This is a genomic window from Pseudomonas kitaguniensis, from assembly GCF_049199985.1.
GTDB classification, from domain to species: Bacteria; Pseudomonadota; Gammaproteobacteria; order Pseudomonadales; family Pseudomonadaceae; genus Aquipseudomonas; species Aquipseudomonas kitaguniensis.
This window is the reverse complement of the sequence record NZ_JBLZPT010000007.1, coordinates 90513-115929: the sequence shown is the minus strand read 5'-3', so window position 1 is coordinate 115929 and position 25417 is coordinate 90513. Positions and strand designations below refer to the sequence as shown.

22 protein-coding genes are annotated in these 25417 nt (G+C 60.5%); 11 read left to right on the top strand and 11 right to left on the bottom strand.

The window, feature by feature from the left end; translation table 11 throughout:
• From ACOZK9_RS11985 to ACOZK9_RS11960, 6 genes are all read left to right on the top strand, one after another.
• On the top strand, window positions 1-714 hold the full coding sequence (locus ACOZK9_RS11985; RefSeq protein ID WP_421555931.1) for an ABC transporter ATP-binding protein: 714 nt from the start codon (window positions 1-3) through the stop codon (window positions 712-714).
• On the top strand, window positions 698-1921 hold the full coding sequence (locus tag ACOZK9_RS11980; protein ID WP_152746154.1) for an ABC transporter permease: 1224 nt from the start codon (window positions 698-700) through the stop codon (window positions 1919-1921). Before ACOZK9_RS11985 ends, ACOZK9_RS11980 begins: the two co-directional genes overlap by 17 nt.
• The gene (locus tag ACOZK9_RS11975) at window positions 1911-3461 is read left to right on the top strand and encodes an SUMF1/EgtB/PvdO family nonheme iron enzyme (RefSeq protein ID WP_421555899.1); all 1551 of its coding nucleotides are present in this window, start codon (window positions 1911-1913) and stop codon (window positions 3459-3461) included. The genes ACOZK9_RS11980 and ACOZK9_RS11975 overlap by 11 nt, the downstream gene beginning before the upstream one ends.
• A gap of 33 nt (window positions 3462-3494) precedes the next feature.
• Window positions 3495-4223 carry a hypothetical protein gene (locus ACOZK9_RS11970; RefSeq protein WP_058413824.1) on the top strand — a complete coding sequence of 243 codons (729 nt, stop codon included), beginning with the start codon at window positions 3495-3497 and terminating at the stop codon, window positions 4221-4223.
• Window positions 4224-4233: 10 nt separating this feature from the next.
• Window positions 4234-4746 (top strand): hypothetical protein, encoded by a 513-nt coding sequence (locus ACOZK9_RS11965; protein WP_099234985.1) that lies wholly within the window; start codon window positions 4234-4236, stop codon window positions 4744-4746.
• A 66-nt stretch (window positions 4747-4812) separates the two neighbouring features.
• Window positions 4813-6249: a vWA domain-containing protein gene (locus tag ACOZK9_RS11960; RefSeq protein ID WP_421555898.1), complete on the top strand. Its 1437-nt coding sequence runs from the start codon at window positions 4813-4815 to the stop codon at window positions 6247-6249.
• A gap of 15 nt (window positions 6250-6264) precedes the next feature.
• On the opposite strand, the gene ACOZK9_RS11955 is transcribed toward ACOZK9_RS11960, so the two are convergent.
• Together ACOZK9_RS11955 and ACOZK9_RS11950 are read right to left on the bottom strand one after the other, a co-directional pair.
• The gene (locus ACOZK9_RS11955) at window positions 6265-8241 is read right to left on the bottom strand and encodes a methyl-accepting chemotaxis protein (RefSeq protein ID WP_421555897.1); all 1977 of its coding nucleotides are present in this window, start codon (window positions 8239-8241) and stop codon (window positions 6265-6267) included.
• A 175-nt stretch (window positions 8242-8416) separates the two neighbouring features.
• Window positions 8417-9337, bottom strand: a complete 921-nt coding sequence (locus ACOZK9_RS11950; protein WP_421555896.1) for a LysR substrate-binding domain-containing protein — start codon at window positions 9335-9337, stop codon at window positions 8417-8419.
• A 149-nt stretch (window positions 9338-9486) separates the two neighbouring features.
• Between ACOZK9_RS11950 and ACOZK9_RS11945 the strand changes: the two genes are divergently transcribed.
• The gene (locus tag ACOZK9_RS11945; RefSeq protein WP_122251801.1) at window positions 9487-10890 is read left to right on the top strand and encodes a NorM family multidrug efflux MATE transporter; all 1404 of its coding nucleotides are present in this window, start codon (window positions 9487-9489) and stop codon (window positions 10888-10890) included.
• Between the two features lie 82 nt (window positions 10891-10972).
• On the opposite strand, the gene ACOZK9_RS11940 is transcribed toward ACOZK9_RS11945, so the two are convergent.
• Window positions 10973-12637, bottom strand: coding sequence for a putative bifunctional diguanylate cyclase/phosphodiesterase (locus tag ACOZK9_RS11940; protein WP_421555895.1), 1665 nt, complete (start codon window positions 12635-12637; stop codon window positions 10973-10975).
• Window positions 12638-12893: 256 nt separating this feature from the next.
• Here ACOZK9_RS11940 and rep point away from each other — a divergent pair, with 256 nt between their 5' ends.
• Both rep and ACOZK9_RS11930 read left to right on the top strand, forming a co-directional pair.
• Window positions 12894-14903 (top strand): DNA helicase Rep, encoded by a 2010-nt coding sequence (gene rep, locus ACOZK9_RS11935; protein ID WP_058413831.1) that lies wholly within the window; start codon window positions 12894-12896, stop codon window positions 14901-14903.
• Between the two features lie 58 nt (window positions 14904-14961).
• Entirely contained in the window at window positions 14962-15534 is a 573-nt protein-coding gene (locus tag ACOZK9_RS11930; RefSeq protein WP_003195447.1) for a xanthine phosphoribosyltransferase, read from the top strand.
• A 256-nt stretch (window positions 15535-15790) separates the two neighbouring features.
• On the opposite strand, the gene ACOZK9_RS11925 is transcribed toward ACOZK9_RS11930, so the two are convergent.
• From ACOZK9_RS11925 to dadA, 6 genes are all read right to left on the bottom strand, one after another.
• Window positions 15791-17713, bottom strand: a complete 1923-nt coding sequence (locus ACOZK9_RS11925; protein ID WP_421555894.1) for an acetyl-CoA hydrolase/transferase C-terminal domain-containing protein — start codon at window positions 17711-17713, stop codon at window positions 15791-15793.
• Between the two features lie 149 nt (window positions 17714-17862).
• The gene (locus tag ACOZK9_RS11920; RefSeq protein WP_122251810.1) at window positions 17863-18273 is read right to left on the bottom strand and encodes a c-type cytochrome; all 411 of its coding nucleotides are present in this window, start codon (window positions 18271-18273) and stop codon (window positions 17863-17865) included.
• Window positions 18274-18454: 181 nt separating this feature from the next.
• Window positions 18455-19003, bottom strand: coding sequence for a cupin domain-containing protein (locus ACOZK9_RS11915; RefSeq protein WP_058413834.1), 549 nt, complete (start codon window positions 19001-19003; stop codon window positions 18455-18457).
• A gap of 116 nt (window positions 19004-19119) precedes the next feature.
• Window positions 19120-20193: an alanine racemase gene (gene alr, locus ACOZK9_RS11910; RefSeq protein WP_122251805.1), complete on the bottom strand. Its 1074-nt coding sequence runs from the start codon at window positions 20191-20193 to the stop codon at window positions 19120-19122.
• 79 nt (window positions 20194-20272) lie between these two features.
• Window positions 20273-20626 carry a RidA family protein gene (locus tag ACOZK9_RS11905; protein ID WP_058413836.1) on the bottom strand — a complete coding sequence of 118 codons (354 nt, stop codon included), beginning with the start codon at window positions 20624-20626 and terminating at the stop codon, window positions 20273-20275.
• Complete coding sequence (gene dadA / locus ACOZK9_RS11900; protein ID WP_058413837.1) at window positions 20598-21899, bottom strand: D-amino acid dehydrogenase; 1302 nt, start codon at window positions 21897-21899, stop codon at window positions 20598-20600. The genes ACOZK9_RS11905 and dadA overlap by 29 nt, the downstream gene beginning before the upstream one ends.
• Window positions 21900-22054: 155 nt before the next feature.
• On the opposite strand from dadA, the gene ACOZK9_RS11895 reads away from it, so the two are divergent.
• Window positions 22055-22543, top strand: coding sequence for an Lrp/AsnC ligand binding domain-containing protein (locus ACOZK9_RS11895; RefSeq protein ID WP_003176896.1), 489 nt, complete (start codon window positions 22055-22057; stop codon window positions 22541-22543).
• Window positions 22544-23380: 837 nt separating this feature from the next.
• Here ACOZK9_RS11895 and ACOZK9_RS11890 read toward each other — a convergent pair.
• Window positions 23381-23734 carry a YkgJ family cysteine cluster protein gene (locus tag ACOZK9_RS11890; protein ID WP_058415702.1) on the bottom strand — a complete coding sequence of 118 codons (354 nt, stop codon included), beginning with the start codon at window positions 23732-23734 and terminating at the stop codon, window positions 23381-23383.
• 115 nt (window positions 23735-23849) lie between these two features.
• On the opposite strand from ACOZK9_RS11890, the gene ACOZK9_RS11885 reads away from it, so the two are divergent.
• Complete coding sequence (locus ACOZK9_RS11885) at window positions 23850-25142, top strand: NAD(P)/FAD-dependent oxidoreductase (RefSeq protein ID WP_421555893.1); 1293 nt, start codon at window positions 23850-23852, stop codon at window positions 25140-25142.
• On the opposite strand, the gene ACOZK9_RS11880 is transcribed toward ACOZK9_RS11885, so the two are convergent.
• The gene (locus ACOZK9_RS11880) at window positions 25143-25367 is read right to left on the bottom strand and encodes a DUF1127 domain-containing protein (protein ID WP_421555892.1); all 225 of its coding nucleotides are present in this window, start codon (window positions 25365-25367) and stop codon (window positions 25143-25145) included.
• Window positions 25368-25417 lie beyond the last annotated feature (50 nt).

The window sequence follows — 25417 nt, the reverse complement described above, 5'->3', positions numbered from 1 at the left end:
ATTCTTGAGATCGACAACCTGCTGGTGCGCCGAGGCGACGGTGCGCAAGCGCATCAGGTGCGTCTGCCGCGCTTGCAGGTCGGCGCCGGGGAAATTCTCGCGATAACCGGCGAGAGCGGCTGCGGCAAGAGCACCTTGCTCGAAGCCCTCGGCCTGCTGCTGGCGCCAGTAGAACTCGGGCGCTTTCAGCTAAGCCCGCGCGCGCCGAGTGAGCCACCGCTGGATATAGCCCAATTGCTTGCACACAACGATCAACCGGCGCTGGCCGCTGTGCGGTCGCGGCATTTAGGGTTCATTTTGCAGAGCGGCGGCTTGCTGCCGTTTCTCAGTGTGCGTGACAACATCAGCCTGCCGCGCCAGATGCTCGGCATGCCGCTGCACAGTGCGCACATCGAGCATGCGGTCGAGGTGTTGCGCTTGGGCGGGCTGCTCGACAAACGCCCACAGGCATTGTCGATCGGTGAGCGGCAGCGCGTCGCCTGCGTGCGCGCAATCGCGCATGAACCGCAATTGTTGCTGGCCGACGAACCCACCGCCGCACTCGACCCACACAGTGCGCGGCGTTTGTTTGAATTGCTGTTGAGTTTGGTGGCAAACCTTGGCTTGAGCGCACTGGTGGTGTCGCATGACTGGGCGCTGCTGAAAGACTTTGGCTTGCCGCGCTTGGGCGCAGTCAGCCGTCAGGGAGAGACGCGGTTTGAACCGATGGATTGACCGGCTAAAATTGCTCGGCAAGCTGGCCCTGGAAGACCTCTGGCACGACCGCAAGGTCTCGCTGTGCATCGCCGCCTCTTTAGTGGCGGTGATCGCGCCGTTGCTGTTGCTGTTCGGCCTCAAGCATGGCGTGGTCAGCCAGTTGCAGGACGAACTGCTGCGCGACCCGCGCAACCTCGAAATCAAAATGCTCAGCAGTGGCAACTATGACAGCGCCTGGATCACGGCCCTGCAGCAGCGCCCGGAAACCGGCTTTGCGATTGGCCAAACCCGCACGCTGAACACTCAGGCCGATCTGTTTGTGGGCATGCAGCGGTTTGTCGAGGGCGCCGAGATAATCCCCACCGACGCGGGCGACCCACAACTGGGCGCGGGCTCGCTTGCGCCCAGCGGCCAGCAAGTGATTCTCAGCGACCGCGCGGCGCAACGCCTGCAGGTCAAGGCCGGCGACAGCGTGCGGCTACGCGCCGAGCGCCGGCTTGACGGGCGCAGCGAGCGTGGTGAGCTGAACCTCAGCGTGTTGGCAGTGCTTGATGGCGCGCGCTTCGGGCGTGCCGCAGGTTTTGTGGCGCCAGCGCTGCTGCTGAGCCTCGAACATTTTCGCGACGGTTACCAGGTCAGCGCCTTTGGTGTCGACACCGGCAAACCGCTGGGTGCGCTGCCACCGCTGTATGCGCGCGCCCGCGTGTATGCCCGCGACATCGACCACGTTGCGCCGCTGGAGCGCTGGCTGAATGAGCAACGGATAGAAACGTCGAGCCGGCTGGCCGACATCGATAACGTCAAAGCCATCAACCACGTACTGGGGCTGATCTTCAGCGTGATCGCCCTGGCGGCGTTGATCGGCTGCGTGGCGTCGATGGTCGGCGCGTTCCTGGCCAACATCGACCGCAAACGCAAGAGCCTCGCGGTGCTGCGCCTGCTGGGGTTCAACCGCCCGGCGGTGGCAGGCTTCGTGGTGCTGCAAGCGTTGTTGCTCAGCCTGGCCGGCTACCTCGGCGGGCTGCTGTTTTATTTCATTGGCAGCCAACTGTTCGACCACTTGCTGGGCAGCAGCCAGGCGACTGGCACGTTTGTGTGTCACATCACTATCGGGCATGGCCTTGCGGCCCTGTTGTTGACCTTTTTGGTCGCGGGGCTGGTGGCCGTTATCGGCGCCGTGCGCGCGATCAGTATCGAACCTGCGGAGAGTTTGCGTGAGCTATAAACGTATTGCCTGGCTATTGCCCCTGAGCCTCAGCCTGGGCTGTGCGCTGGAGGCCTCGGCCGCGGGTTGGGACGAGAAATACTACAACCCGATGCCGGCGGATAACGACGTGGTGCTGCCGATGCCGTGCGACGGCTCGATGGTGTTTCGCAAGGTGTTCATTCCACTCGCGGGGCCGCTCGACGATTACCCGATCAACATTGGCCAGGACGGCGCGGAATACGGTTACGTCGAGCAAACGCGCCCGGCGTTCATTGCCGGCAGTTTTACCGCAGCCAAAGGCGACAAGTCGCGCTATTACCTGCTGGCCAAGTACGAAATGAGCGAGCTGCAATACGCGGCCCTCACCGAAGCGACCTGCCCCACCGCGTCGACCAAAATGCGCTTGCCGCAGGTCTCGATCAGTTGGGTGCAGGCGGTCGAGGCCGCGGATAAGTACAACCTGTGGCTGCGCAAAAACGCCGCCGACAAGTTGCCCAAGGAAGACGGCACGCTGGGCTTCCTGCGCCTGCCCACCGAGACTGAATGGGAGTTCGCCGCGCGCGGTGGCCTGGAAGTCGGCGCCGCAGAATTTCGCGACAGCCGCTACCCGATGCCGGACGGGCTGAACGCCTACGAGTGGTTTGCCGGTGCGCAGTCGTCCAACGGCAAGCTGCAACTGAGCGGGCTGCAAAAGCCCAACCCGCTGGGCCTGCACGACATGCTCGGCAACGCCGACGAAATGATATTCGAGCCGTTTCGCCTGAACAAACTCGATCGTCAACACGGCCAAGCGGGCGGCTACGTGGTGCGTGGCGGCAACTACCTGACCGCCCAGGCCGACCTGCGCACCGCGCAGCGCAAGGAAGAGCCGTATTACAACGCCGACGGCCAGGTGAAAAACAAAACTACCGGGCTGCGTCTGGCGCTGGTGTCGCCAACACTGACCTCGCGCGAACGCGTAGCGAGCATCGAAAGTAGCTGGAAGAAACTCGGCAACGGCAGCGCTGCGGGCGCCTCAGAAGCGCCGGGCACCGCACAGGCCCTGAGCACATTGGCCTCGGGCGTCGAAGACAAAGCCCTCAAGGAAAAACTCCAGGCGCTGGAAAACCAGTTGCGCGCCAGCAACCAGCAGCAGGAAGAAACCCGCGACCAGGCGATTCGCGCCAGCCTCAACCTCGGTGCCTTCCTGTGCACCAAAATGCTCGATGACGGCCAGTACGTGGACTTTCTGCAAAAGAACTACGCGCTCAATTGCGAAGCCGCCGACAAGGACGCCAGTTGCGACATGCGCAAAGGCAAGCTCGACGAACAGAAAGACCGCCTGCACAAGCTCAGCCGTTACTACGCCAGCAGCCTGGTGGAATCGGGCACCTTGTATGGCCAGCCACTGCTCGAAGCACAGGTGCCGGTGATGGAAGAAATCATCTCGCGCAACAAACAACTGCAAGAACTTAAACCGTACCTGCGCACCCACTGGGCCAACCAGAAGACCTTCCTGCAAAAACAGAAGATCGACACTGAAGCCTGGCTGAAAAGCTGCAAATCCGTCACTCAATAACAAATGGCCAACACCGTTATCAGGAGCAACACCATGTCACGCAGCCTCTGGACTCGTTTCAAGCTACAGATCGCCGTTATCCTCACGGGTAGCCTGTTGCTGGGCGGTTGTGCGAGCACCGGCAGTTCAATGCTCGACGGCGGCAAGACCGACCCGCGCCTGACACAAGGCACTGACGCGCAGTTTTTCAGCAAGTCCGGCTATCAGGCCTGCGCCGTGGGCGCGGGTATCGGCATCCTCAGTTGCGCGCTGTCCAACAGCAGCAACAAAGCCGTGTGCGCGATAGCGGCCGGCATCGCTACGTGTGGTGTGGCCATGGGCGCCAACTATTACCTGGACCAGCGCCGCAGCGAATACTCCAACACCGGCCAGCGCCTGACCAAGATGAACAATGACGTGCAACTCGACACCCAGAATGTCATCGCGCGTACAGCGACCGCACAGCAAGTGATCAACGATGACCAAACGCGCATCGCCCAGATCAAGCAGGCCATGGCTGTTAAAAAACTCAACACGGCCAAGGCCAAAACCGACCTGGCCGAGATCGACAACAACATCGCGCGCATGCGCAAAGACCTGACCAACATGCGCAGCAAAGCCACCGAGTACGCCAAGGTTGCCCAACAGGAGCGCCAGGACGGTGCTGGCGCGCAGGTCGAGCAAGTGGACGCGAGCATTGCAAAAATGAACCAGAAAGTCGCTGCGCTGCAAAAAGAAGTCGACGGGCTTTACAACCAACGTTCCGCAATCACCCTGGGCTGAGAACTTCACGATGAAGACTGTTAAATACGCGCTCGGGCTGGCAGGCATTCTGGCACTCGCAGGCTGTGCCACACCGCCTGGCAGCTGCGACGCGGGCAACCGTGACAGCAGCATGCTGACCAAAATGAATTGCGATTACTCCGGCGGCTACAGCGACCAGATCAAGCAAAAAGAAGCCGCCCTGACCGCCTCGCGTGAAGAGAACGCGATGTTCCATCAGGTGTACCAAAATATTCAGGCGCAGCAAGCCAACAGCCGCCGTGACCTCGCCACCCAAGAGCAGGCGCAGGCGCAGTTGAACCAGTCGCTGGCGCAATTGCTTGGCACGCTGAAAAAACGCCGCGCCAACCAGGGCGATGTGCAAAAGCAAATCGCTGGCCTTGAGCAGCAATTGCAGGCCAACCAGGCGCAAGCGCCGAGTGGTTCAGCCACGCCCAAGCAATTGGCGGCCAAGCAGGAACAGCTGAAAACCTTGCAGAAAAAGGTCAACCAACTGCAGTTCAGCCTCGGCTACGAAGAGTAAAACGCAGGTTTTGCCACTTTGCAGGCACCTTGCGAGGTGCCTGCTTCATTTTCAGGAGTTGCCTTCATGCAACGGGTCATCAGGGACACGCAAGCCTTCCCGGACGGAACCAGCGCGCTGCAAAACACCCTCTCGCTGATCCAGAAACACCTTCCGCCGGTGGCTGCCAGTCTATTTGCGATCCCGCGCACGGGCGCCGATGACGCAGTCGAGTGGTGGACTGAGCTCGGCGGCCAGCCTACGCCTTACGCCGACCTGGACACAGACAGCCAGCGACGTTTGCTGCAAACCTACCAGCAACGCCAGGACGCGATCAGCCAGCTTGTAGACGCGTTGAAAAAACGCGATCAGCCAAGCGACGCCCACGCGCTGGAGGCGCTGATTGGCGATCCAACCCTGAGCGATCTTTACAGCCTCAACGGCGAGCCGCTGGTGATTCGCTGGCACACGCCACGGCCGCCCAAAGTGCTGCCGCCGCCGGTGATTGCGCCAGCGGCGGTCGCGCCGGTAGCCGCCGCCGTCGCCACCTCCAAAGGCTGGCGCCTGGCTGCGCTGCTGCTCGGTTTGTTGCTGTTGTTACTGCTGCTGCTCGCGCTGTGGGCCTGGTGGTTCTGGCGCCCTGTGGCGGTGGTTGAACCGGTGGCCCCGACGCCTATCGTCGAACCCGCGCCTGTGGCCACGCCCGAACCTGAGCCCGAGCCTGCACCCGTGGTGGAGCCTGCGCCAGAACCTGAGCCTGAACCAGAGCCTGAACCTGCGCCGCCGCCCAAGCCGGTGCCGCCGCCTAAACCGGTGCCGGTGGCCAAACCTGCGCAACCGCCTTCACTGGACAACTACGCCTGCCGCAAGGACGGCCCGGCCGTCGAAACGCCGCAGTTCGTGGTGGTGCTCGACACGTCCGGCTCGATGATGTTGAACATCAACGCGGTGAAGGCCGACGAGGACTGGTTCTTCGGCGACCCAGCCAATCAATACCGCGACTCACCCCGTAAACGGCAGATCTTCCAGCCGCCAAACCGCATGGACGTGGCCGCCGATTCGCTGAATGGCATGATCCAGGCGCTGGACCCGAAAATTGATATGCGCCTGATTACCTTCAACGGTTGCGAAAGCACGCCGGACCACGGGGTTTTTCGGCTGGGTGATCGTCCGCGCCTGATGTCCGGCATTCGCCGGCTGATCGGCAACGACGGCACGCCGTTGGCTGCCAGCCTGGAAAAAGCCGCCAGCACCGTGGACGGGCGCAATCGTGATGCGATGATTGTGATGTTTGTTGACGGCGAGGACGGCTGCCAGCGCGATGCCTGCGCGGTGTCACGCCGGATCGCGCAGCAACAGCCGCGCCTGCGGGTCAACGTGGTCAACATTGGGGTGGGCGGCGCCTCGCGCTGCATCGCCGAAAACACCGGCGGGCGCACCTACGCCAGCAGCAACGCGAAAGAGTTGGCGAATGCGCTGAAGCTGGCGACCAAGGAAGTGTCCAGCAGCGCGAATTGCAAATAAGCGCTGCGGTCAATCTCAGCGGAAGCGGTCGACTTCCTGGCGCAGCCCGGCCGCCAGGGTTTCCAATTCCTTGGCGGTAATCGCCAGGTTCGACACCACTTCACGCTGCTCGCTGTTGGCCAGCGCAATGCTTTGCAGGTTGCTACTGAGCACGTTCGCGGTGCTGCTCTGCTCTTGAGTCGCGGTGGTGATGGCGGCAAATTGCTCCCCGGCCGAGCGGCTTTGCTCGTCGATACGCGCCAACGCTGAAGCCACGTCGGCGTTGCGCGACAAGCCTTCCTGCATCAGCACTTTGCCTTGCTCCATGGTGCTGATGGCGTTGCCGGTTTCTTGCTGGATGCTTTGGATCATCACCGAGATTTCGTCGGTGGCCTGGCGGGTGCGCGAGGCCAGGTTACGCACCTCGTCGGCGACCACCGCAAAGCCGCGGCCTTGCTCGCCGGCGCGCGCGGCTTCGATGGCCGCGTTGAGCGCCAACAGGTTGGTCTGTTCGGCAATGGAGGTGATCACGCCAACAATCCCGCCAATTTCCTGCGAGCGCTGGCCGAGGGTGTTGATCACTGTGGCGGTGCTGTTCAATGCGGCAGCGATATGTTCCAGAGACGATGACGCCTCTTGCATCGAGGTACGGCCAATACGGGTTTGCTGTGCGTTTTCCTGCGCCAGCCGTTCGGTGTTGCCCATGTTATCGGCGATGTTCAGCGAGGTGGCGCTGAACTCTTCTACCGCGCCCGCCATGCTGGTGATTTCACCGGACTGCTGCTCCATGCCGTCATACGCGCCGCCGGACAAACCGGACAACGCCCGGGCACGGCTGTTGACCTCTTCGGCCGCCGTGCGGATATGCGACACCATGGTCGACAGCGCTTCGCCCATCTGGTTGAAGCTGCGCGCCAGTTGGCCGATTTCGTCATGGCTGGACACATTCAGGCGTGCGCTCAAGTCACCGGCGCCGAGGGCTTCGGCTTGGCGCACGAGGTCACTCAAGGGCTGCAATTTACTGCGCAGCAACCAGACCGCCGCGCCCACCGCGATCAACATCGCCAGCACGCTACCGATCACCAGGCGAATACCGACGGCCCAGGTAACCTCGCGGATTTCGGATTTCGGCATGCTCGCTACCACCGCCCACGGGCCGCCTTCGAACGGCACCGAGACGCTGTAGAAGTCTTCGTTTTTGTCGCTCCAGAAGCGGCCTTCGCCGGGCTTGCTGGCCAAATCGAGCATCAACGGAATCGCTTGGTCGAGTGCCTGCACGCCTGCGGGCGGCACCAGCCAGCGCTTCTGCTCGTCCAACAGGGCCAGGGAACCGGTCTGGCCGATACGGAAGCGCTTGAGGTTGTCGAATTGCACGTTCTGCGCGTTGGTGTAGTCGAAGCCGACAAACAGCACCGCGATCACTTTGCCGGCCGCATCACGTACCGGCGTGTACTGGGTCATGTAGGAGCGGTCGAACAATACCGCGCGGCCCACGTAACTCTGCCCGCCGAGCAGGCGCTGATAAGCCGGGTGCTGGTGGTCGAGGACGGTGCCGATGGCGCGGCTGCCATCCTGTTTGGTCAACGAGGTGCTCACGCGAATAAAGTCTTCGCCGCTGCGCACAAACACCGTGGCCACGCCGCCGGAGGTCTCCTTGAATTCATCGACCTCAGCGAAATCGTTGTTCAGCAGGTTGCTGCCCAGGAACAGGCTCGGGGTCTGTGTGCCGGCCACTGCCACCGGCTGGTCCACGCGCACACTCAAACCTGCGCCGAAGCGCTTTTCAAACAGCCCGCTCAAACGCTGAGTACTCTCGCGCAAGGTGCTGTGGAAGGTATTGAGCTGGTCGGCGAGCAAGCGCGCCTCGCTGGCCAAGTGTTCCTGGCGAATGTCGAGGTTGGCGGAGTCAAGGGAACGCAGCGCGAAAACCGTACTGCCGCTGATAACGACAGCCAGAATAACGGCCAGTGCGAGACCTAATTGTGAGGCGATCCTAGCGCGGGGTTGAGACATGACAGCTCCTGGCCGAGGCCAGGATCATCCTGATCTCATAGCATTACGGCAAATTATCTAGTGAAAAACGTTGGCGCATGGTTGCTCCAACACACCTGCTTCGGCGGGTGCGGGGAATACTTGAGCGATTCAGGGGGGCATAACGCATGCGATTACACCAGAAATTAGAAAAAGTTCAATCCAGACGATCAACGCTGGGCAATTCCATGGCGTTAACCTCACCCTGAAGAAACTCCGCCAACCGCCGTAAACGCTCACCGCCAGGGCGGGTTTTTGGCCACACCAGGTAGTAATTCTCGCCACTTGCCACGGCGGTCGGCCACGGCAGGCTTAATCTGCCTTGGGCCACGTCTTCGGCCACCATCAACAGGTCGCCCATGGACACGCCGTAACCGCGCGCGGCGGCAATCATGCCCAGTTCGAGGGTGTCGAACACCTGCCCGCCCTTGAGCGACACATGAGACGAAAGCCCCATGCGCTGCAGCCAATTGCGCCAATCGCGGCGGTCGGGCGTCGGGTGTAACAATTCGGCAGTCGCCAGCCGCGCGGCATCCCACGGCCCGTCACTGAGCAGGTTCGGCGCCCCGACCGGTATCAACAGTTCCGGGAACAGGTAGCAGGCTTCCCAGTCCGCCGGGAAATGCCCGTAGCTGAGCAGCACGGCGCAATCGAACGGTTCTTGATTAAAGTCCACTTCATCCACGCTCATCCACGCGCTGGTGAGTTGCACTTCATTGCCTGGTTGCAAGGCACGGAAGCGACTGAGCCGCGCCAGCAACCAGCGCATGGTCAGGGTCGACGGCGCCTTCATGCGCAGGATGTGGTCCTCGGTGTTCAGGGTATCGCAGGCCCGCTCCAGCGCCGCGAAGCCTTCGCGCACGCCGGGCAACAGCAAGCGCGCCGCTTCGGTGAGTTGCAAGTTGCGGCCGCTGCGCTGAAACAGGCGGCAGGCGAAGTGTTCTTCGAGCGTGCGGATATGTCGGCTGACCGCACTTTGCGTGATCGACAGTTCCGCCGCCGCCCGAGTGAACGAGTTGTGCCGTGACGCGGCCTCGAAGGCGCGCAAGGCATACAGCGGAGGGAGACGGCGGGGCATAAAAGCCTCCTGACAGAGCAATAACCAACCCTACCAGAATCTGCAGGCATGAGTTTTAGTCATGCGAACGATCGCTTTTATCCTTTTGTGTAATGCGTCAGGAGCGCCGAGAATCAAGCCTTCCTAAACCTTCTGACTTTTTGAGCGTGATGAACATGCAGCATCCGGTGCGTACCGAACTCTGGGCCATTCTGCGGCTGTCGGGGCCGTTGATTGCCTCACAGTTGGCGCACATGCTGATGGTGCTGACCGACACGCTGATGATGGCCCGCCTGAGCCCCGAAGCCTTGGCGGGCGGCGGCTTGGGCGCGGCGAGTTATTCGTTCGTGGCGATTTTTTGCATCGGCGTGATCGCGGCCGTTGGCACGCTGGTGGCGATTCGTCATGGCGCTGGCGACATTCAAGCCGCGACGCGCCTGACCCAAGCCGGGCTGTGGCTGGCCTGGCTGATGGCGATTGGCGCCGCGCTATTGCTGTGGAACCTCAAACCCGTGCTGCTGATGTTTGGCCAGACCGAAACCAACGTGCACGCGGCGGGGCAATTTCTGACGATTTTGCCATTCGCCCTGCCCGGCTACCTGACCTTCATGGCGTTGCGCGGGTTTACCAGCGCTATCGGCAAGGCCACACCGGTGATGGTGATCAGCCTGTGCGGCACGGTGCTCAACTACTTGCTCAACCATGCGCTGATCGAAGGCATGTTCGGCCTGCCCAAACTGGGTTTGATGGGCATTGGCCTGGTCACGGCGATTGTCGCCAACTGCATGGCCCTGGCGCTGATGTGGTACATCCGCATTGACCGCGCTTACGCGGCCTACCCGCTCGGCAAAGGCCTGTTGCGCCTCAATACGCACTATTTGCGCGAGCTGTGGCGGCTGGGCCTGCCGATTGGTGGCACCTACGCGGTGGAAGTCGGGTTGTTCGCCTTCGCGGCGCTGTGCATGGGCACCATGGGCAGTACGCAATTGGCCGCGCACCAGATCGCCCTGCAAATTGTCTCGGTGGCGTTCATGGTGCCGGCGGGCATGTCCTACGCAATAACCATGCGCATCGGCCAGCATTACGGCGCCGGGCAATTGCTTCAGGCACGCATGGCCGGACGCGTCGGCATAGGCTTTGGCGCGGTGGTGATGCTGGGGTTTGCGGCGGTGTTTTGGCTGTGTTCCGACGCGCTGATCGGGCTGTTCCTCGACCACAACGACCCGGCCTTTCACGATGTCATCGTGCTTGCCGTGAGCTTGCTGGCCGTTGCGGCCTGGTTTGAACTGTTCGACGGCGTGCAGACCATCGCCATGGGCTGCATTCGCGGGCTGAAAGACGCCAAAACCACCTTCCTGGTGGGCTTGGGCTGTTACTGGCTCATCGGCGCACCCGCCGCGTGGTTGATGGCCTTTACCTTGGGTTGGGGGCCAACCGGCGTGTGGTGGGGCCTGGCGCTGGGCCTGGCCTGCGCGGCAGTCAGCCTGACGTGGGCGTTTGAGGCGAAGATGAAGCGCATGATTCGCCAGGAGCCGGACGTTCGCACTGCATTCCAAACCATGCAACCTGACTAATAGGATGGGCTCGGTCAATGTGGGAGCTGGATTGCCTGCTACCACACAAACCCGCCCCCACAGTTTTTATTGGGGTCGCAATTCAACCCAGCAGCGCCTGCTGGCTCTTACCGAAGGTCAAATACTCCACCAACTCCGGCAACGGCAACGGCTTGCTGATCAAATACCCCTGCGCCTGGTCGCAACCAAACAAACGCAAAAGCGCCAGTTGCTCGGGGGTTTCCACGCCTTCGGCGACCACTTCCAGGTTGAGGTTGTGGGCCAGGTTGATCATCGCATGCACCAACTTGCGGTTTTCTTCGCGCTCTTCCATGCCGCCGACAAAGCTTTTGTCGATCTTCAACAACGCAATCGGCAGGCTGTTGAGGTGCACGAACGACGAAAACCCTGTGCCGAAGTCATCCAGCGAAAACCGCACACCCAGGCGGCCGAGGGCGTCCATGGTCTGCTTGACCAAATCACTGCGGCGCATCACGGCGGTTTCGGTCAGCTCAAATTCGAGCCACTGCGCATCCACCCCTCGCTCGGCAATCAGCCGGCTAAGCGTGGAGAGCAATTGGCTGTCCTGGAATTGCCGAAACGACAAGTTGACCGCCATGTGCAGAGGCGGCAGGCCGCGTTCGCGCAGGTCTTGCATGTCGCGCAAGGCTCTGGAAATAACCCAATAGCCCAACGGCACGATCAGGCCACTCTGCTCGGCCAACGGCACGAATTCGCAGGGTGGCAACAGGCCGCGTTCGCCGTGACGCCAGCGCACCAAGGCTTCGAGGCCGACGATATGCCCGTCGTCCAGGTCCAGGCGCGGCTGGTAATGCAGTTCCAGTTCGTCACGGCGCAGCGCGCGGCGCAGCTCGCTTTCCAAATCGGCCAGGCTGCGCGCGTTGGGGTTGATGCGTTCGTTGAAGATATGAAAGGTGCAGCCTTGCGTGCTTTTGGCTTGCTGCATGGCGATATGCGCGTGCCACATCAACGGGTCGGCACCGGCGCTGGCGCGCGCATGCGCCACGCCCAGGCTACAGCCGATCAACAGGCTTTCGCCGTCGACCCAATAGGGCTCGGCCATGGCTTGCGTGATGCGCTCGGCCATCCATTCCGCACGCTGGGGCGCGCGTCGGGTATCAATCAACAGGGCGAACTCGTCACTGCCCAGGCGGGCCAACTGGTCGCCGGCTTCAAGCTGACTCTTGAGCCGCGAGACCACTTGCAGGATAAGCCGGTCGCCAGCCTGGTGGCCCAAGGCGTCGTTGGCGTGACGAAAATTGTCGAGGTCCAAGTGGCCAAGGGCCAAGCCGCGGCCTTCGTTCTCGGCCAGGCGCGCCGCCAGCAAGGTTTGGAAACCCTGACGATTGGCGATGCCGGTGAGCGGGTCCTGCTCGGCCAGGCGCTGCAAGGTGTTCTCCAGCACGCCCCGTTCGCGAACATGGCGCAAGCAGCGGCGCAAGGTGTCGGCGCTCAGAACATCGCGGATCAACCAATCACTGACACCGAGCGGAGCCACCAGCGGTTCCTGCTCCAATAGCAATACGCACGCTAAACTGCAGCGGCCGGCACCGGGCTGCAGGTTGGGCGTGGTCAATAACACGGCCGTGTGGTCGTCATCGAACAAACGACTCACCGAGTCCCAGTGGGGTGCGCTGATCAGCACAACCCCATCGCCCATCGGCGCCAGGCACTCGCGCAACAACGCTGCCCACGCTGGCTCATCGGCCAGTAGCAGCAAACGCAAGGGTTCGACAGGCGTAGACAAGCTAGCTCCCTAGACTCTGCAAAATTTCGTTGGCGGCGGGCATTATGACGCGCAGCCTGGCAATCACCAATGATAGGCGTTATCAAATACACTGGCTGTAGGCATTAGTCGCAAAAAGCCCACACATCCTGCGTCAAACTATCAAAACCGGCAAATTTAGATCGAGCGGTACGTCACACTGTCGTTCTGTGAGAGCACAATTCTGCGAGCCTGTTAAAATGCCCGCCCCTTTGAACAACGACTCCCTGAATTCCGTATGTCCCGACTCAATCCCCGGCAGCAAGAAGCCGTGAACTACGTCGGCGGCCCTCTATTGGTGCTCGCCGGTGCCGGTTCCGGCAAGACCAGCGTGATCACCCGCAAGATCGCGCACCTGATTCAAAACTGCGGCATCCGTGCCCAGTACATCGTCGCCATGACCTTTACCAACAAGGCGGCGCGAGAAATGAAAGAGCGTGTCGGCTCGCTGCTCAAAGGCGGCGAAGGCCGCGGCCTCACGGTGTGCACCTTCCACAACCTGGGCCTGAACATCATCCGCAAGGAGCATGCGCGCCTCGGCTACAAGCCGGGCTTCTCGATTTTCGACGAGGCCGATGTCAAGTCGCTGATGACCGACATCATGCAGAAGGAATATGCAGGCGACGACGGCGTGGATGAGATCAAGAACATGATCGGCGCCTGGAAAAACGAGTTGATCCTGCCGCCCCAAGCCCTGGAAAACGCGCGCAACCCCAAGGAACAGACCGCCGCCATCGTTTACACGCACTACCAGCGCACGCTCAAAGCGTTTAATGCGGTGGACTTCGACGACCTGATCCTGCTGCCGGTAAAACTGTTCGAGGAACATGCCGACATCCTCGAAAAATGGCAGAACAAAGTCCGCTACCTGTTGGTGGACGAATACCAGGACACCAACGCCAGCCAGTACCTGCTGGTGAAAATGCTTATCGGCAAGCGCAACCAGTTCACCGTGGTCGGCGACGACGACCAGTCGATCTACGCCTGGCGCGGCGCCCGGCCAGAAAACCTGATGTTGCTGAAGGTCGATTATCCGTCGCTGAAAGTGGTGATGCTGGAGCAGAACTATCGCTCCACCAGCCGCATCCTGCGGTGCGCCAACGTGCTGATCTCGAACAACCCCCATGAGTTCGAAAAGCAACTGTGGAGCGAGATGGGCCACGGCGACGAAATCCGTGTGATCCGCTGCCGCAACGAAGACGCCGAAGCTGAGCGTGTGGCCGTCGAACTGTTGACCTTGCACCTGCGCACCGACCGGCCTTACAGCGATTTTGCGATTCTGTATCGCGGTAACTATCAGGCCAAGCTGATCGAGCTGAAGCTGCAGCACCATCAGATTCCGTATCGCCTGTCGGGCGGCAACAGCTTCTTCGGGCGCCAGGAAGTGAAAGACTTGATGGCCTACTTCCGACTGATCGTGAACCCGGACGACGACAACGCGTTCTTGCGCGTGATCAACGTGCCGCGCCGGGAAATCGGCTCCACTACCCTGGAAAAGCTCGGCAACTACGCCACCGAACGCAAGATTTCGATGTACGCCGCCACCGACGAAATCGGCCTGGGCGAACACCTCGACACGCGCTTTACCGATCGCCTGGCGCGCTTTAAACGCTTCATGGACAAGGTGCGCGAGCAATGCGCCGGCGAAGACCCGATCAGCGCGCTGCGCAGCATGGTCATGGACATCGACTATGAAAACTGGCTGCGCACCAACAGTTCCAGCGACAAGGCCGCGGATTACCGCATGGGCAACGTCTGGTTCCTGATTGAAGCGCTGAAGAACACCCTGGAAAAAGACGAAGACGGCGAGATGACCGTCGAAGACGCCATTGGCAAGCTGGTGCTGCGCGACATGCTAGAGCGCCAGCAGGAAGAGGAAGACGGCGCCGAAGGCGTGCAGATGATGACCTTGCATGCGTCCAAGGGCCTGGAATTCCCTTACGTGTTCATCATGGGCATGGAAGAGGAAATTCTCCCACACCGCTCCAGCATCGAAGCCGACACCATCGAAGAAGAACGGCGCCTGGCCTACGTGGGCATTACCCGCGCGCGTCAAACGCTGGCCTTCACGTTTGCCGCCAAGCGCAAGCAGTACGGCGAAATCATTGATTGCGCGCCCAGCCGGTTCCTCGATGAACTGCCGCCGGACGACTTGGCCTGGGAAGGCAATGACGACACCCCGACCGAGGTGAAAGCCGTTCGCGGCAACACCGCCCTAGCGGATATACGCGCGATGTTAAAGCGCTAAAATCGACTACTTTTTAATCTACTTTCGGCGCGCATCGCGCCATTAGAGGAAGCTTTCCGTGGAAGCACTGCACAAGAAAATTCGCGAAGAAGGCATCGTGCTTTCCGATCAGGTTCTCAAGGTCGACGCCTTTTTGAACCACCAGATCGACCCGGCGCTGATGAAACTGATCGGCGACGAGTTCGCCGCGCTGTTCAAGGACTCGGGCATCACCAAGATCGTCACCATCGAAGCTTCAGGCATCGCGCCGGCGATCATGACCGGCCTTAACCTCGGCGTGCCGGTGATTTTTGCGCGCAAGCAACAATCCCTGACCCTGACTGAAAACCTGCTGTCGGCGACCGTGTATTCGTTCACCAAAAAAACCGAAAGCACTGTGGCCATTTCCCCGCGCCACCTGACCAGCAGCGACCGCGTGCTGGTGATTGATGACTTCCTGGCCAACGGCAAGGCGTCGCAGGCGCTGATTTCGATCATCAAGCAAGCCGGCGCGACCGTGGCGGGCTTGGGGATTGTGATCGAGAAGTCGTTCCAGGGCGGCCGTGCGGAGTTGGACGCGCAGGGTTACCGCGTTGAATCGCTGGCGCGGGTTAAGTCGCTGGCGGGTGGCGTGGTTACTTTCATCGAGTAACCGGTGCCTGTGTTGTGCTAGGTTTGTTCGCTGCACTGAAGATCAAATGTGGGAGGGGCTTGCTCCCGATGAAGGTGTGTCAGTCGATTCATGAGTGACTGATATGCCGCCATCGGGAGCAAGCCCCCTCCCACAGTGACCGGGCTGTTTCAGGTTTATTGGCTGCACTGAAAATACAGTGCGGGACCGTTGTGCCAGGTTTATTGGCTGCACTGGACATCCAGTGTGACCAGTGTTGTGCCCGGTCTATGGCTTGTCAGTGCGCGGTGGCTTGCAGGCCGGCGAGCAACAGGCGCTGATACAAATCCTCTTTCAGCCCTTCCGGCTTATCCAGGCGCATCCGCTTCAGATGCTCTGGGAACGCTTCGGGTTCCGGTGCATCCAGCGCCGCCTTGCCCAGTTCCAAAATCTCCGTCAGCTTGAATTTGCGCTTGAGCCAGTTCAGCGCCCGTAACAGATCCCGCTCCTCATCCGTGAAGTCAGTGCCCAGCGGATACTCGGGAAACAATCGACGATGCCGCGCCTGAATGCCCTTGAGGCGCTCCGGCGTATTCTCGGCAAAGCGCGGGTCGAGTTGAAAGTCTTTGGGCAACTTGCCGGCTTTTTGCGCCTGCTCGATCAACTCGTCCTGGAACCTGGAGTCGGTGATATTGAGCAACGCCTCAATGACCTTGGCATCCGTTTGCCCACGCAGATCCGCAATCCCGTATTCGGTGATAACGATGTCCCGCAAGTGCCGAGGAATGGTGCAATGACCATACTCCCAAACAATATTGGAACTGACGTCGCCTTCCGACTCGCGCCAGCTGCGCAGAATAAGGATCGAGCGTGCGCCTTCCAATGCATGGCCTTGGGCAACAAAGTTGTACTGCCCGCCCACGCCGCTGAGCACGCGACCATCCTCCAACTGGTCCGCAACGCCTGCGCCGAGCAACGTCACCATGATCGCGCTGTTGATAAATCGCGCGTCCAGGCGTTGCAGGCGTTTGAGCTCTTCCTGACCGTACAGCTCATTGATGTAGCTGATGCGGGTCATGTTGAATTCGAGGCGCTTGGCGTGAGTCATTTCCTGCAAGCGCTGGTAAAAACTGCGTGGCCCGAGGAAGAAGCCGCCATGAATCGAGACGCCGTCGGGTTGTGCTGCATCATCCAGGGTGCCGGCGTTGGCCTGCTCTTGAGTCGCCACGTCCGGGTAGACCTTGCGCCGGATAATACCGGCGTCGGCCAATACCAGCAGGCCGTTAACGAACATTTCGCTGCAGCCATACAGGCCGCGCGCAAAGGGCGCGACACCGCCTTCTCGACTGATCAGCGGCGCCCACTGATACACGTCCAGATCCGTCAGCAGCAAGCGATAGGCTTCGTTATCGGCCTGGCGCGCCAGCAATGCGGCGGTCAGCGCGTCACCCATCGAGCCGATGCCGATTTGCAACGTGCCGCCGTCGCGTACCAAGGTGCTCGCATGCAGGCCGATAAAATGATCCTGAAAGCCCACCGGCATGTTCGGCGTAGAAAACAGCGTGGAGCTGTCCTTTTCGTCGAGCAGGTAGTCGAACTCGTGCATGCCCAATTCGGCGTCGCCCGGCATGTAAGGCAAATCGGTGTGAACCTGGCCAACGATCAGGATGGTCTCCCCCGCTTCGCGGCGCTTGGCGATCATCGGCATAAGGTCGAGGGTGATGTCGGGGTTGCAGCTCAGGCTCAGGCGATCAGGATGTTCACTGCTGCTGGCAACCAGTTGCGCCACCAGGTTCAGGCCGGCGGCGTTAATATCGCGCGCCGCATGGCTGTAGTTGCTACTCACATAATCCTGTTGCGCCGACACGCTATGCAGCAGGCTGCCCGGCTGCATGAAGAATTGCTGCACGCGGATGTTGGCGGGCAGGCTGTCGTTGTGCAGGTCGGCGAGAAAATCCAACTCGGGGTAATCGCCGAAGACGCGTTCGATAAAGGGTTCGAGAAAGCGTTTCTGCACACCATCGCCCAATTCCGGCCGCCCCAGGCTCAACGCGGTGTAAATCGTCAGCGCCCGCTCGGGCAATTTGGCGATGCGCCGGTACAGCGCATTGGCGAACAGGTTGGGCTTGCCCAGGCCCAAGGGCATACCCATGTGGATATGCGCCGGCAAACGCGCCAGTACGTCGTCAACTGCTTGCTCGATTGAACACAACTGCACCATCCGACCCTCCTGAACATTCCATTATTAGGGGTTGGACAGAAAGTGGCAGGTCTTTGCTGCAATGAACAGCCGCGAAACCTTACTAAAGGCGAGATACGCAGGCACAAAAAAACCGCTCGTAAGCGGCATTTTTGGGGAAGAGCGGCAGATTACAGGCCGGACATCTTCATGATGGCGCCTTTCAGGTCGTCATCCGAGCAATCCGCGCAGGTGCCTTTGGGTGGCATGGCGTTGATACCGGTGATCGCCTTGGCCAGGATGCCATCGAGGCCGCCCTGGTGGTCGGCGCGTTCTTTCCAGGCGGCGGTGTCGCCGATTTTCGGCGCGCCCAGCAGGCCGGTGCTATGGCAGGCATTGCAGTGTTTGGCGATGATTTCGTCCGGCGTTTTTGCAGCGCCGCCGCCCGCAGCCACGGCAACGTCCATCCCTTTGCATTCCTGGCCCTGAACACAGACTTGGCCAACAGGCTCCAAACGCTTGGCAATCTCATCATTGGTCGCAGCTTGAGCGCTGACAGCCCATAGGGCCAGTAAGGTTGCTGGTGCAGCCAGCATTTTCATAATCAGGTTCACGCGTTCACCCTCATGGTGGCTATTCACGCCTGCGGCCACGGTTTCACAGGCGTCGAGAGTATAGCGGGTAGCCCGCTCGGCCGAAACAACCCTATTAAACAAAGGGACATTAAGCGCCACCAAATACGGCCGCGGGCGCCTCTACAACGCTGGCAGGGCGCCTCTATGCTTAAAAATTTGCGGGTGTGGCTGCGCTGATTAGTCGCGCCGGCACGTCGAACGGGTTGCGGAAACGGTGCGGCTTGGTGCTTTCAAAGTAGTAGCTATCGCCCGCTTCAAGCACAAAAGTCTCAAGACCCACCACTAATTCCAGGCGGCCTTCCACCAGAATCCCGGTTTCTTCGCCTTCGTGGGTGAGCATCTCTACGCCCGTGTCGGCGCCCGGTGGGTAAATCTCGTTGAGAAACGCGATGGCACGGCTAGGGTGCGCCCGGCCGACCAGTTTCATGGTGACGGCGCCATCAGAGATGTCGATCAGCTCATTGGCTTTGTAGACGATCTGCGTCGGTTTTTCCTGGAGGATCTCCTCGGAAAAGAACTCGACCATCGACATGGGAATGCCGCCCAGCACCTTGCGCAAGGAGCTGATTGAGGGGCTGACACTGTTTTTTTCGATCATCGAAATGGTGCTGTTGGTGACACCCGCGCGCTTGGCGAGCTCACGCTGGGAAAGACCCTTGAGTTTACGGATGGATTGCAGTCGTTCGCCGACGTCCAATGCAGGAGCCTCCTAGGATTCAGGCTTTGTTGTAATTGAGCGTTATCATGGCGACAGCGTTCAGTATTTACAACACCTTGGCCTAAATCCTGGCCGGCCCCGCTCGTACGCGACTCTCAAGCGCCGGAATAGAGCCTCGGCACGCGGCGCAGGTTGCAGAAGATCTGGTAAGGGATGGTCTCGGCGGCGGCGGCGACATCACTGGCAAGGATATTTTTGCCCCACAGCTCCACCGTGGAACCGAGGCCGGCCTGCGGCAGGTCGGTCAGGTCGACACACAGCATGTCCATCGACACCCGCCCCAACAATTGGCTGCGCTGCCCTGCCACCAGCACCGGCGTGCCTGTGGGTGCGTGACGCGGGTAGCCATCGGCATAGCCCATCGCAACCACGCCGATACGCATCGGTTTTGAGGTGATGAACTTGGCACCGTAGCCCACCGGCTCGCCGGTCGGCAGTTCGCGCACGCAGATGACTTTGGATTCCAGGGTCATCACCGGCTGCAAGCGCTCGGCCACCGCCTGTTCGTCGCCAAACGGCGTGGCGCCGTAGAGCATGATGCCCGGGCGCACCCAGTCACTGGCCACACCCGGCCAGCCCATCACCGACGGCGAATTGCGCAGGCTTACCTCGGCCGACAAGCCTTGGCGCGCCGCCTCAAACACCGCCACTTGTTCATGACTGCGCACACAATCAAGCTCATCGGCGCGGGCGAAGTGGCTCATCAAAACGATCTTGGCCACTTTCGAGCTGGCCAGCAGGCGCTGATAAGCCGCTTGGTAATCCTTGGGGTGCAGGCCGACGCGGTGCATGCCCGAATCGAGCTTGAGCCACACGGTCAGCGGCGTGCTCAGCCGGGTTTGCTCAATCGCGTCCAACTGCCACAACGAATGCACCACGCACCACAGATCGTGCTCGATGATCAGCGGCAGCTCGCTGGCTTCAAAAAAACCTTCGAGCAGCAATATTGGCGCGCGGATACCGGCCGCACGCAGCTCCAATGCTTCCTCGATGCACGCCACCGCAAACCCGTCGGCCTCGGCTTCCAACGCCTGGGCCACACGCACCGCGCCATGGCCGTAGGCATCGGCCTTGACCACGGCGAGGGCTTTGGCGCGCGTAACTTCACGCGCCAATCGGTAATTGTGGCGCAAGGCTTGGAGGTCGATCAGGGCACGGGCAGGACGCATGGCGGCAGGCTTCTAGGCGGCAAAGTGAAGAAAAACCGGCACCGACCAATAAGGTCGGCGCCGCGGAAGGGGTAAGGGTTTAAGGCAGCGCGGCCACGACCGACAGCTCTACCAGAATCTCTGGTTCGCACAGCTTGGCTTCAACCGTGGCACGCGCCGGAGCCACGCCTTTGGGCAGCCATTTGTCCCACACCGCGTTCATCCCGGCAAAATCGGCGTCGATGTCTTTCAGGTAGATGGTCACCGAGAGCAGCCTGGTTTTGTCAGTGCCTGCCAAGTCCAACAAACGCTCGATATTGACCAGGGTTTCACGGGTCTGTTGTTCAATCCCGGCGCTCATGTCGTCGCCGACTTGCCCTGCCAAGTACACGGTACCGCTGTGAACGACGAGCTGGCTCATGCGCTCATTGGTGAGCTGGCGCTGGATTGACATGGTGTGCGGACTCCTGGTGGTTGCCATAGCGGGAAATATCGAGGCCTTCGGCGCTGATCTGCGGCGTTTTTTTCGCAATCAGGTCGGCCAACAAACGACCAGAGCCACAGGCCATGGTCCAGCCGAGCGTACCGTGGCCAGTATTCAGAAACAGGTTTTTGAACGGGGTAGCACCGACAATTGGCGTGCCATCGGGTGTGGTTGGGCGCAGGCCGGTCCAAAAACTGGCCTCGGTCAAATCACCGCCCTGAGGATAAAGGTCGTTGACGATCATCTCCAGGGTTTCACGTCGACGCGGGTTCAACGACAGGTCAAAACCGGCTATCTCAGCCATGCCGCCGACGCGGATGCGATTGTCGAAACGGGTAATCGCGACCTTGTAGGTCTCGTCGAGAATGGTCGAAGTCGGCGCCATCGCCGGGTTGGTGATCGGCACCGTCAACGAGTACCCCTTGAGCGGGTAAACGGGCGCCTTGACCCCCAACGGCTTGAGCAACGTCGGCGAGTAGCTGCCGAGGGCCAGCACGTAGCGGTCGGCAGTTTCCAGCGTGCCGTCGATCCACACGCCGTTGACACGGTCACCGGCGTAATCGAGGCGCTGGATGTTCTGCTCGAAGCGGAATTCCACACCCAACTGCTTGCACATTCCCACGAGGCGCGTGGTGAACATCTGGCAGTCGCCGGTCTGGTCATTCGGCAGGCGCAGGGCACCCGCGAGAATGTCGGTGACGCTGGCCAGAGCCGGCTCGACGCGGGCAATACCGGCCCGATCGAGCAGCTCAAACGGCACGCCGGATTCTTTCAGCACGGCGATGTCTTTGGCGGCGTTATCCAATTGGGCTTGGGTGCGGAACAGTTGCGTAGTCCCCAGGCTGCGGCCTTCGTAGGCAATGCCGGTTTCGGCACGCAACTCGTCGAGGCAATCGCGGCTGTACTCGGACAGGCGCACCATGCGCTCTTTGTTGACCGCATAGCGGCTGGCGGTGCAGTTGCGCAGCATCTGCGCCATCCACAGGTATTGATTGATATCGCCGGTCAGCTTGACCGCCAGCGGCGAGTGGCGCTGCAGCAACCATTTGAACGCTTTAAGCGGCACGCCCGGCGCGGCCCATGGCGACGCATAACCCGGCGAGACCTGGCCTGCGTTGGCGAAACTGGTTTCCATGGCAGCGGCGGGCTGACGGTCGACCACAACAACTTCAAAGCCGGCCCGCGCCAAATAATAGGCACTGGTCACACCAATGACGCCGCTACCCAAGACCAGAACGCGCATTTTCAGACCCTCATCGCGGCGTGGCCGCTGACGTGTGTTGTTAGAGCAATGATAGGCGCAGTATAAAAAGCAATTGGCAGTGCATTTCACTATATAACTGCCTATATTTGGCGACAATTCTCGGCAAAAACCCTTTTCACAGAGGCGTATCCCCTATGCGTACCAACACCCAGACCAAGCGGGAGCTGGACAAGATCGACCGCAATATCCTGCGCATCCTGCAAACCGACGGGCGCATCTCGTTCACCGAGCTTGGGGAAAAGGTTGGGCTGTCGACCACGCCGTGCACCGAGCGGGTCCGCCGGCTGGAGCGCGAAGGGATCATCATGGGCTACAACGCGCGGCTCAATCCGCAGCATTTGAAGGGCAGCTTGCTGGTATTCGTCGAGATCAGCCTCGATTACAAATCCGGCGACACCTTTGAAGAGTTCCGCCGCGCCGTACTGAAACTGCCGCATGTGCTGGAGTGCCACTTGGTGTCGGGAGACTTCGACTACTTGGTGAAAGCGCGGATTTCGGAGATGGCCTCATACCGCAAATTGCTCGGCGATATTCTGCTCAAGCTGCCCCACGTGCGCGAGTCCAAGAGCTATATCGTGATGGAGGAAGTGAAGGAGAGCTTGAACCTGCCGATCCCGGACTGACTGAACTCAGTGAATTGTGGGAGGCCCCACTGCATCTTTGATGTGGCGCTATTGCGCATCGGGCTGGTTCGGGGGTGTTTTTCAGGTTGGGTATATATCCGTTATTTGGGTGATGGCTTGTATCGGTTTCGCTCTTACAGCGAGTCACTTTTGATAGATCCGGAAGCCGGCCCAGTCAAAAGTAACCAAAACGCTCTCGCCCCACCACTCGGTGCCTCGCTTAGGCTCGGCATGCCCGCACACAGGCTTGAATCCGTGGGCCGCCATCGTGGTTTAACGGGGCGCTTCTTAGATCAAGATCACAAAGATCAAGAGCAAGAGCACGGCGGCCTGAAAGCCGACCTGAGTGGTTGAAGCAGATCAAGGGCGGGTTTTGCATACACGGCAGATCTGCTTTTTTTGCTTTTTGTGGGAGGGGGCTTGCTCCCGATAGCAGTTTTACAGTTGATACATGAATTGACTGACACACCGCCATCGGGAGCAAGCCCCCTCCCACAGTTTGAATGCATTCTGCTTGGGAGATTGGGTCGGCTTTCAGGCCGCCTGCTTTTGATTTTGATCTAAAGGCGCCCCGTTAAACCACGATGGCCGAACGCAGATATTACGGAGTGGGCATGCCGAGCCTAAGCGAGGCACCGAGTGGTGGGGCAAGGACCTTTTGGCTGGGCCGGCTTCCGGGCCTTTCAAAAGTAACTCGCTGTAAGAGCGAAAGCGATATAAGCCATAAACTCAATAACGGATATGCACTCAAAACCAAAGCCACAAACCTAAGTAAATTTTAATAGCAAAAACAATAGGTTATTTTTAGTTTGATAGAAGCAGCCCCATCACAAACGGCTACACCAGCACCTGCCGGGTGCTCGCCATGTACGCGTGGATCTGCTTTTCCACCCGCGGGTGAATCAGTTCAACCGGCCGCCGTTCATTTGGGCACGGCAAGGTTTTGGTGGTGCCGAACAGCCGGCAGATCAGCGGGCGCTCGTCGTACACGGTGCAGCCCTCAGGGCCAAGGTGCACGCAGTTCAGCGCGTCCATTGCGGCTTCTTGCTCGGCGGCGGTCTTACGTGGCAGGCGCGACATTTCTTCGGGCGAAGTGGTCACTGGCCCACAGCAGTCGTGGCAACCCGGAACACACTCGAACGAAGGAATCTGTCGGCGCAGCGCGCTGATTTTCTGACTGTTGCAACTCATCGAAACACGTACCGAACAACGAATAGGCGTGGATTCTGCCGCAAAAAGCCTGGATGAGACAGCTTCGCCCGACCGCTGTATCCTGCGTCAAATTTTCCAAACAGGGATGCTCCCTATGACCGCCAGCGCCCAGCACACCGCTTCCTACTATGCCGCCAGCCGCGTTGCACACCCCGACCACCCGGCATTAAAGGGCGAGATAAGCGCCGATGTGTGCGTGATTGGCGGCGGTTATTCCGGGCTTAATACCGCGTTGGAACTCGCCGAGCGCGGCTTCAGCGTGGTGTTGCTGGAGGCGCGCAAGATCGGCTGGGGCGCCAGCGGCCGCAATGGCGGCCAGTTGATTCGCGGCGTCGGCCATGGCCTCGACCAGTTTGCCAAAGTTATCGGCACCGACGGCGTACGCCAGATTAAGTTGATGGGCCTGGAAGCCGTAGAAATCGTGCGCGAGCGCGTCGAGCGCTATCAGATCCCTTGCGACCTGACGTGGGGCTATTGCGACCTGGCCAACAAACCCGGCGATATGGATGGCTTGGCCGAAGATGCCGAAGAACTCCGTAGCCTCGGCTATCGTCACCAAATACGCTTGCTGCAGGCCGACGAGATGAGCAGCGTGATCGGTTCCGAACGCTATGTGGGCGGCATGATCGACATGGGCTCCGGCCATTTGCACCCCTTGAACCTGGCCCTCGGCGAAGCCGCTGCCGCCCTGCAATTAGGCGTGAAGCTGTTCGAGCAGTCCGAGGTCACGCGTATCGACTACGGCCCCGAAGTCAATGTGCACACCGCCTTTGGCAACGTGCGCGCCAAAACCCTGGTGCTGGCCTGCAACGCCTACCTGAATGACCTGAACCCGCAGTTGAGCGGCAAAGTGCTACCCGCCGGCAGCTACATCATCGCCACCGAGCCGTTGAGCGAAGCCCAGGCCGCCAGCTTGTTGCCGCAGAACATGGCCGTGTGTGATCAGCGGGTCACTGTGGATTACTTCCGCTTGTCTGCCGACCGCCGCCTGTTGTTCGGCGGGGCCTGCCACTATTCCGGGCGTGATCCGCAGGATATTGGCGCCTACATGCGCCCGAAAATGCTCAAGGTGTTTCCACAACTGGCCGAGGTAAAGATCGACTACCAGTGGGGCGGCATGGTTGGCATCGGTGCCAACCGTTTGCCGCAGATTGGCCGCCTGGCCGACCAGCCCAATGTGTATTACGCCCAGGCCTACGCCGGCCATGGCCTGAATGCCACACACTTGGCGGGCAAGCTGCTGGCCGAAGCCATCAGCGGCCAACAGCAAGGCCGCTTCGACTTGTTCGCCAAAGTGCCGCACCTCACCTTTCCCGGCGGCAAACATCTGCGTTCGCCGCTGCTGGCGCTGGGCATGCTCTGGCACCGACTCAAAGAATGGCGGTAATCAGCCGCGCCAGAAGGCTTTCAAGCCTTCCTGGCGCGCTTGTTCGGCGCTCAGCCCGACATCGCGCAATTGCTCCGCGGTCAAGCCCAGCAAGGCTTTGCGCGTATGGTGGCGCCGCCAGAACAGATTCCAGCGGCGGCTAAACAGCGCCGACATCGCCCGCACCTGCCCCGCTTCCAGTTCTTGACCGTGTAATGCCAACCGCACATCGCTGATGCCGTTCATTTTCGCCGCCCTTATTCGCTTGTTGCCATGAGTGACCAGAATGAGCGCGC

What these genes read in the sequence shown, in the direction of transcription:
- ACOZK9_RS11965 (WP_099234985.1), top strand. Translation starts at nt 4,234, where the DNA reads ATGAAGACTGTTAAATACGCGCTCGGGCTGGCAGGCATTCTGGCACTC.
- alr (WP_122251805.1), bottom strand. Translation starts at nt 20,193, where the DNA reads ATGCGTCCTGCCCGTGCCCTGATCGACCTCCAAGCCTTGCGCCACAAT.
- ACOZK9_RS11925 (WP_421555894.1), bottom strand. Translation starts at nt 17,713, where the DNA reads ATGGTGCAGTTGTGTTCAATCGAGCAAGCAGTTGACGACGTACTGGCG.
- ACOZK9_RS11970 (WP_058413824.1), top strand. Translation starts at nt 3,495, where the DNA reads ATGTCACGCAGCCTCTGGACTCGTTTCAAGCTACAGATCGCCGTTATC.
- ACOZK9_RS11945 (WP_122251801.1), top strand. Translation starts at nt 9,487, where the DNA reads ATGAACATGCAGCATCCGGTGCGTACCGAACTCTGGGCCATTCTGCGG.
- ACOZK9_RS11920 (WP_122251810.1), bottom strand. Translation starts at nt 18,273, where the DNA reads ATGAAAATGCTGGCTGCACCAGCAACCTTACTGGCCCTATGGGCTGTC.
- ACOZK9_RS11890 (WP_058415702.1), bottom strand. Translation starts at nt 23,734, where the DNA reads ATGAGTTGCAACAGTCAGAAAATCAGCGCGCTGCGCCGACAGATTCCT.
- dadA (WP_058413837.1), bottom strand. Translation starts at nt 21,899, where the DNA reads ATGCGCGTTCTGGTCTTGGGTAGCGGCGTCATTGGTGTGACCAGTGCC.
- ACOZK9_RS11905 (WP_058413836.1), bottom strand. Translation starts at nt 20,626, where the DNA reads ATGTCAATCCAGCGCCAGCTCACCAATGAGCGCATGAGCCAGCTCGTC.
- ACOZK9_RS11895 (WP_003176896.1), top strand. Translation starts at nt 22,055, where the DNA reads ATGCGTACCAACACCCAGACCAAGCGGGAGCTGGACAAGATCGACCGC.
- ACOZK9_RS11955 (WP_421555897.1), bottom strand. Translation starts at nt 8,241, where the DNA reads ATGTCTCAACCCCGCGCTAGGATCGCCTCACAATTAGGTCTCGCACTG.
- ACOZK9_RS11960 (WP_421555898.1), top strand. Translation starts at nt 4,813, where the DNA reads ATGCAACGGGTCATCAGGGACACGCAAGCCTTCCCGGACGGAACCAGC.
- ACOZK9_RS11880 (WP_421555892.1), bottom strand. Translation starts at nt 25,367, where the DNA reads ATGAACGGCATCAGCGATGTGCGGTTGGCATTACACGGTCAAGAACTG.
- ACOZK9_RS11950 (WP_421555896.1), bottom strand. Translation starts at nt 9,337, where the DNA reads ATGCCCCGCCGTCTCCCTCCGCTGTATGCCTTGCGCGCCTTCGAGGCC.
- ACOZK9_RS11885 (WP_421555893.1), top strand. Translation starts at nt 23,850, where the DNA reads ATGACCGCCAGCGCCCAGCACACCGCTTCCTACTATGCCGCCAGCCGC.
- rep (WP_058413831.1), top strand. Translation starts at nt 12,894, where the DNA reads ATGTCCCGACTCAATCCCCGGCAGCAAGAAGCCGTGAACTACGTCGGC.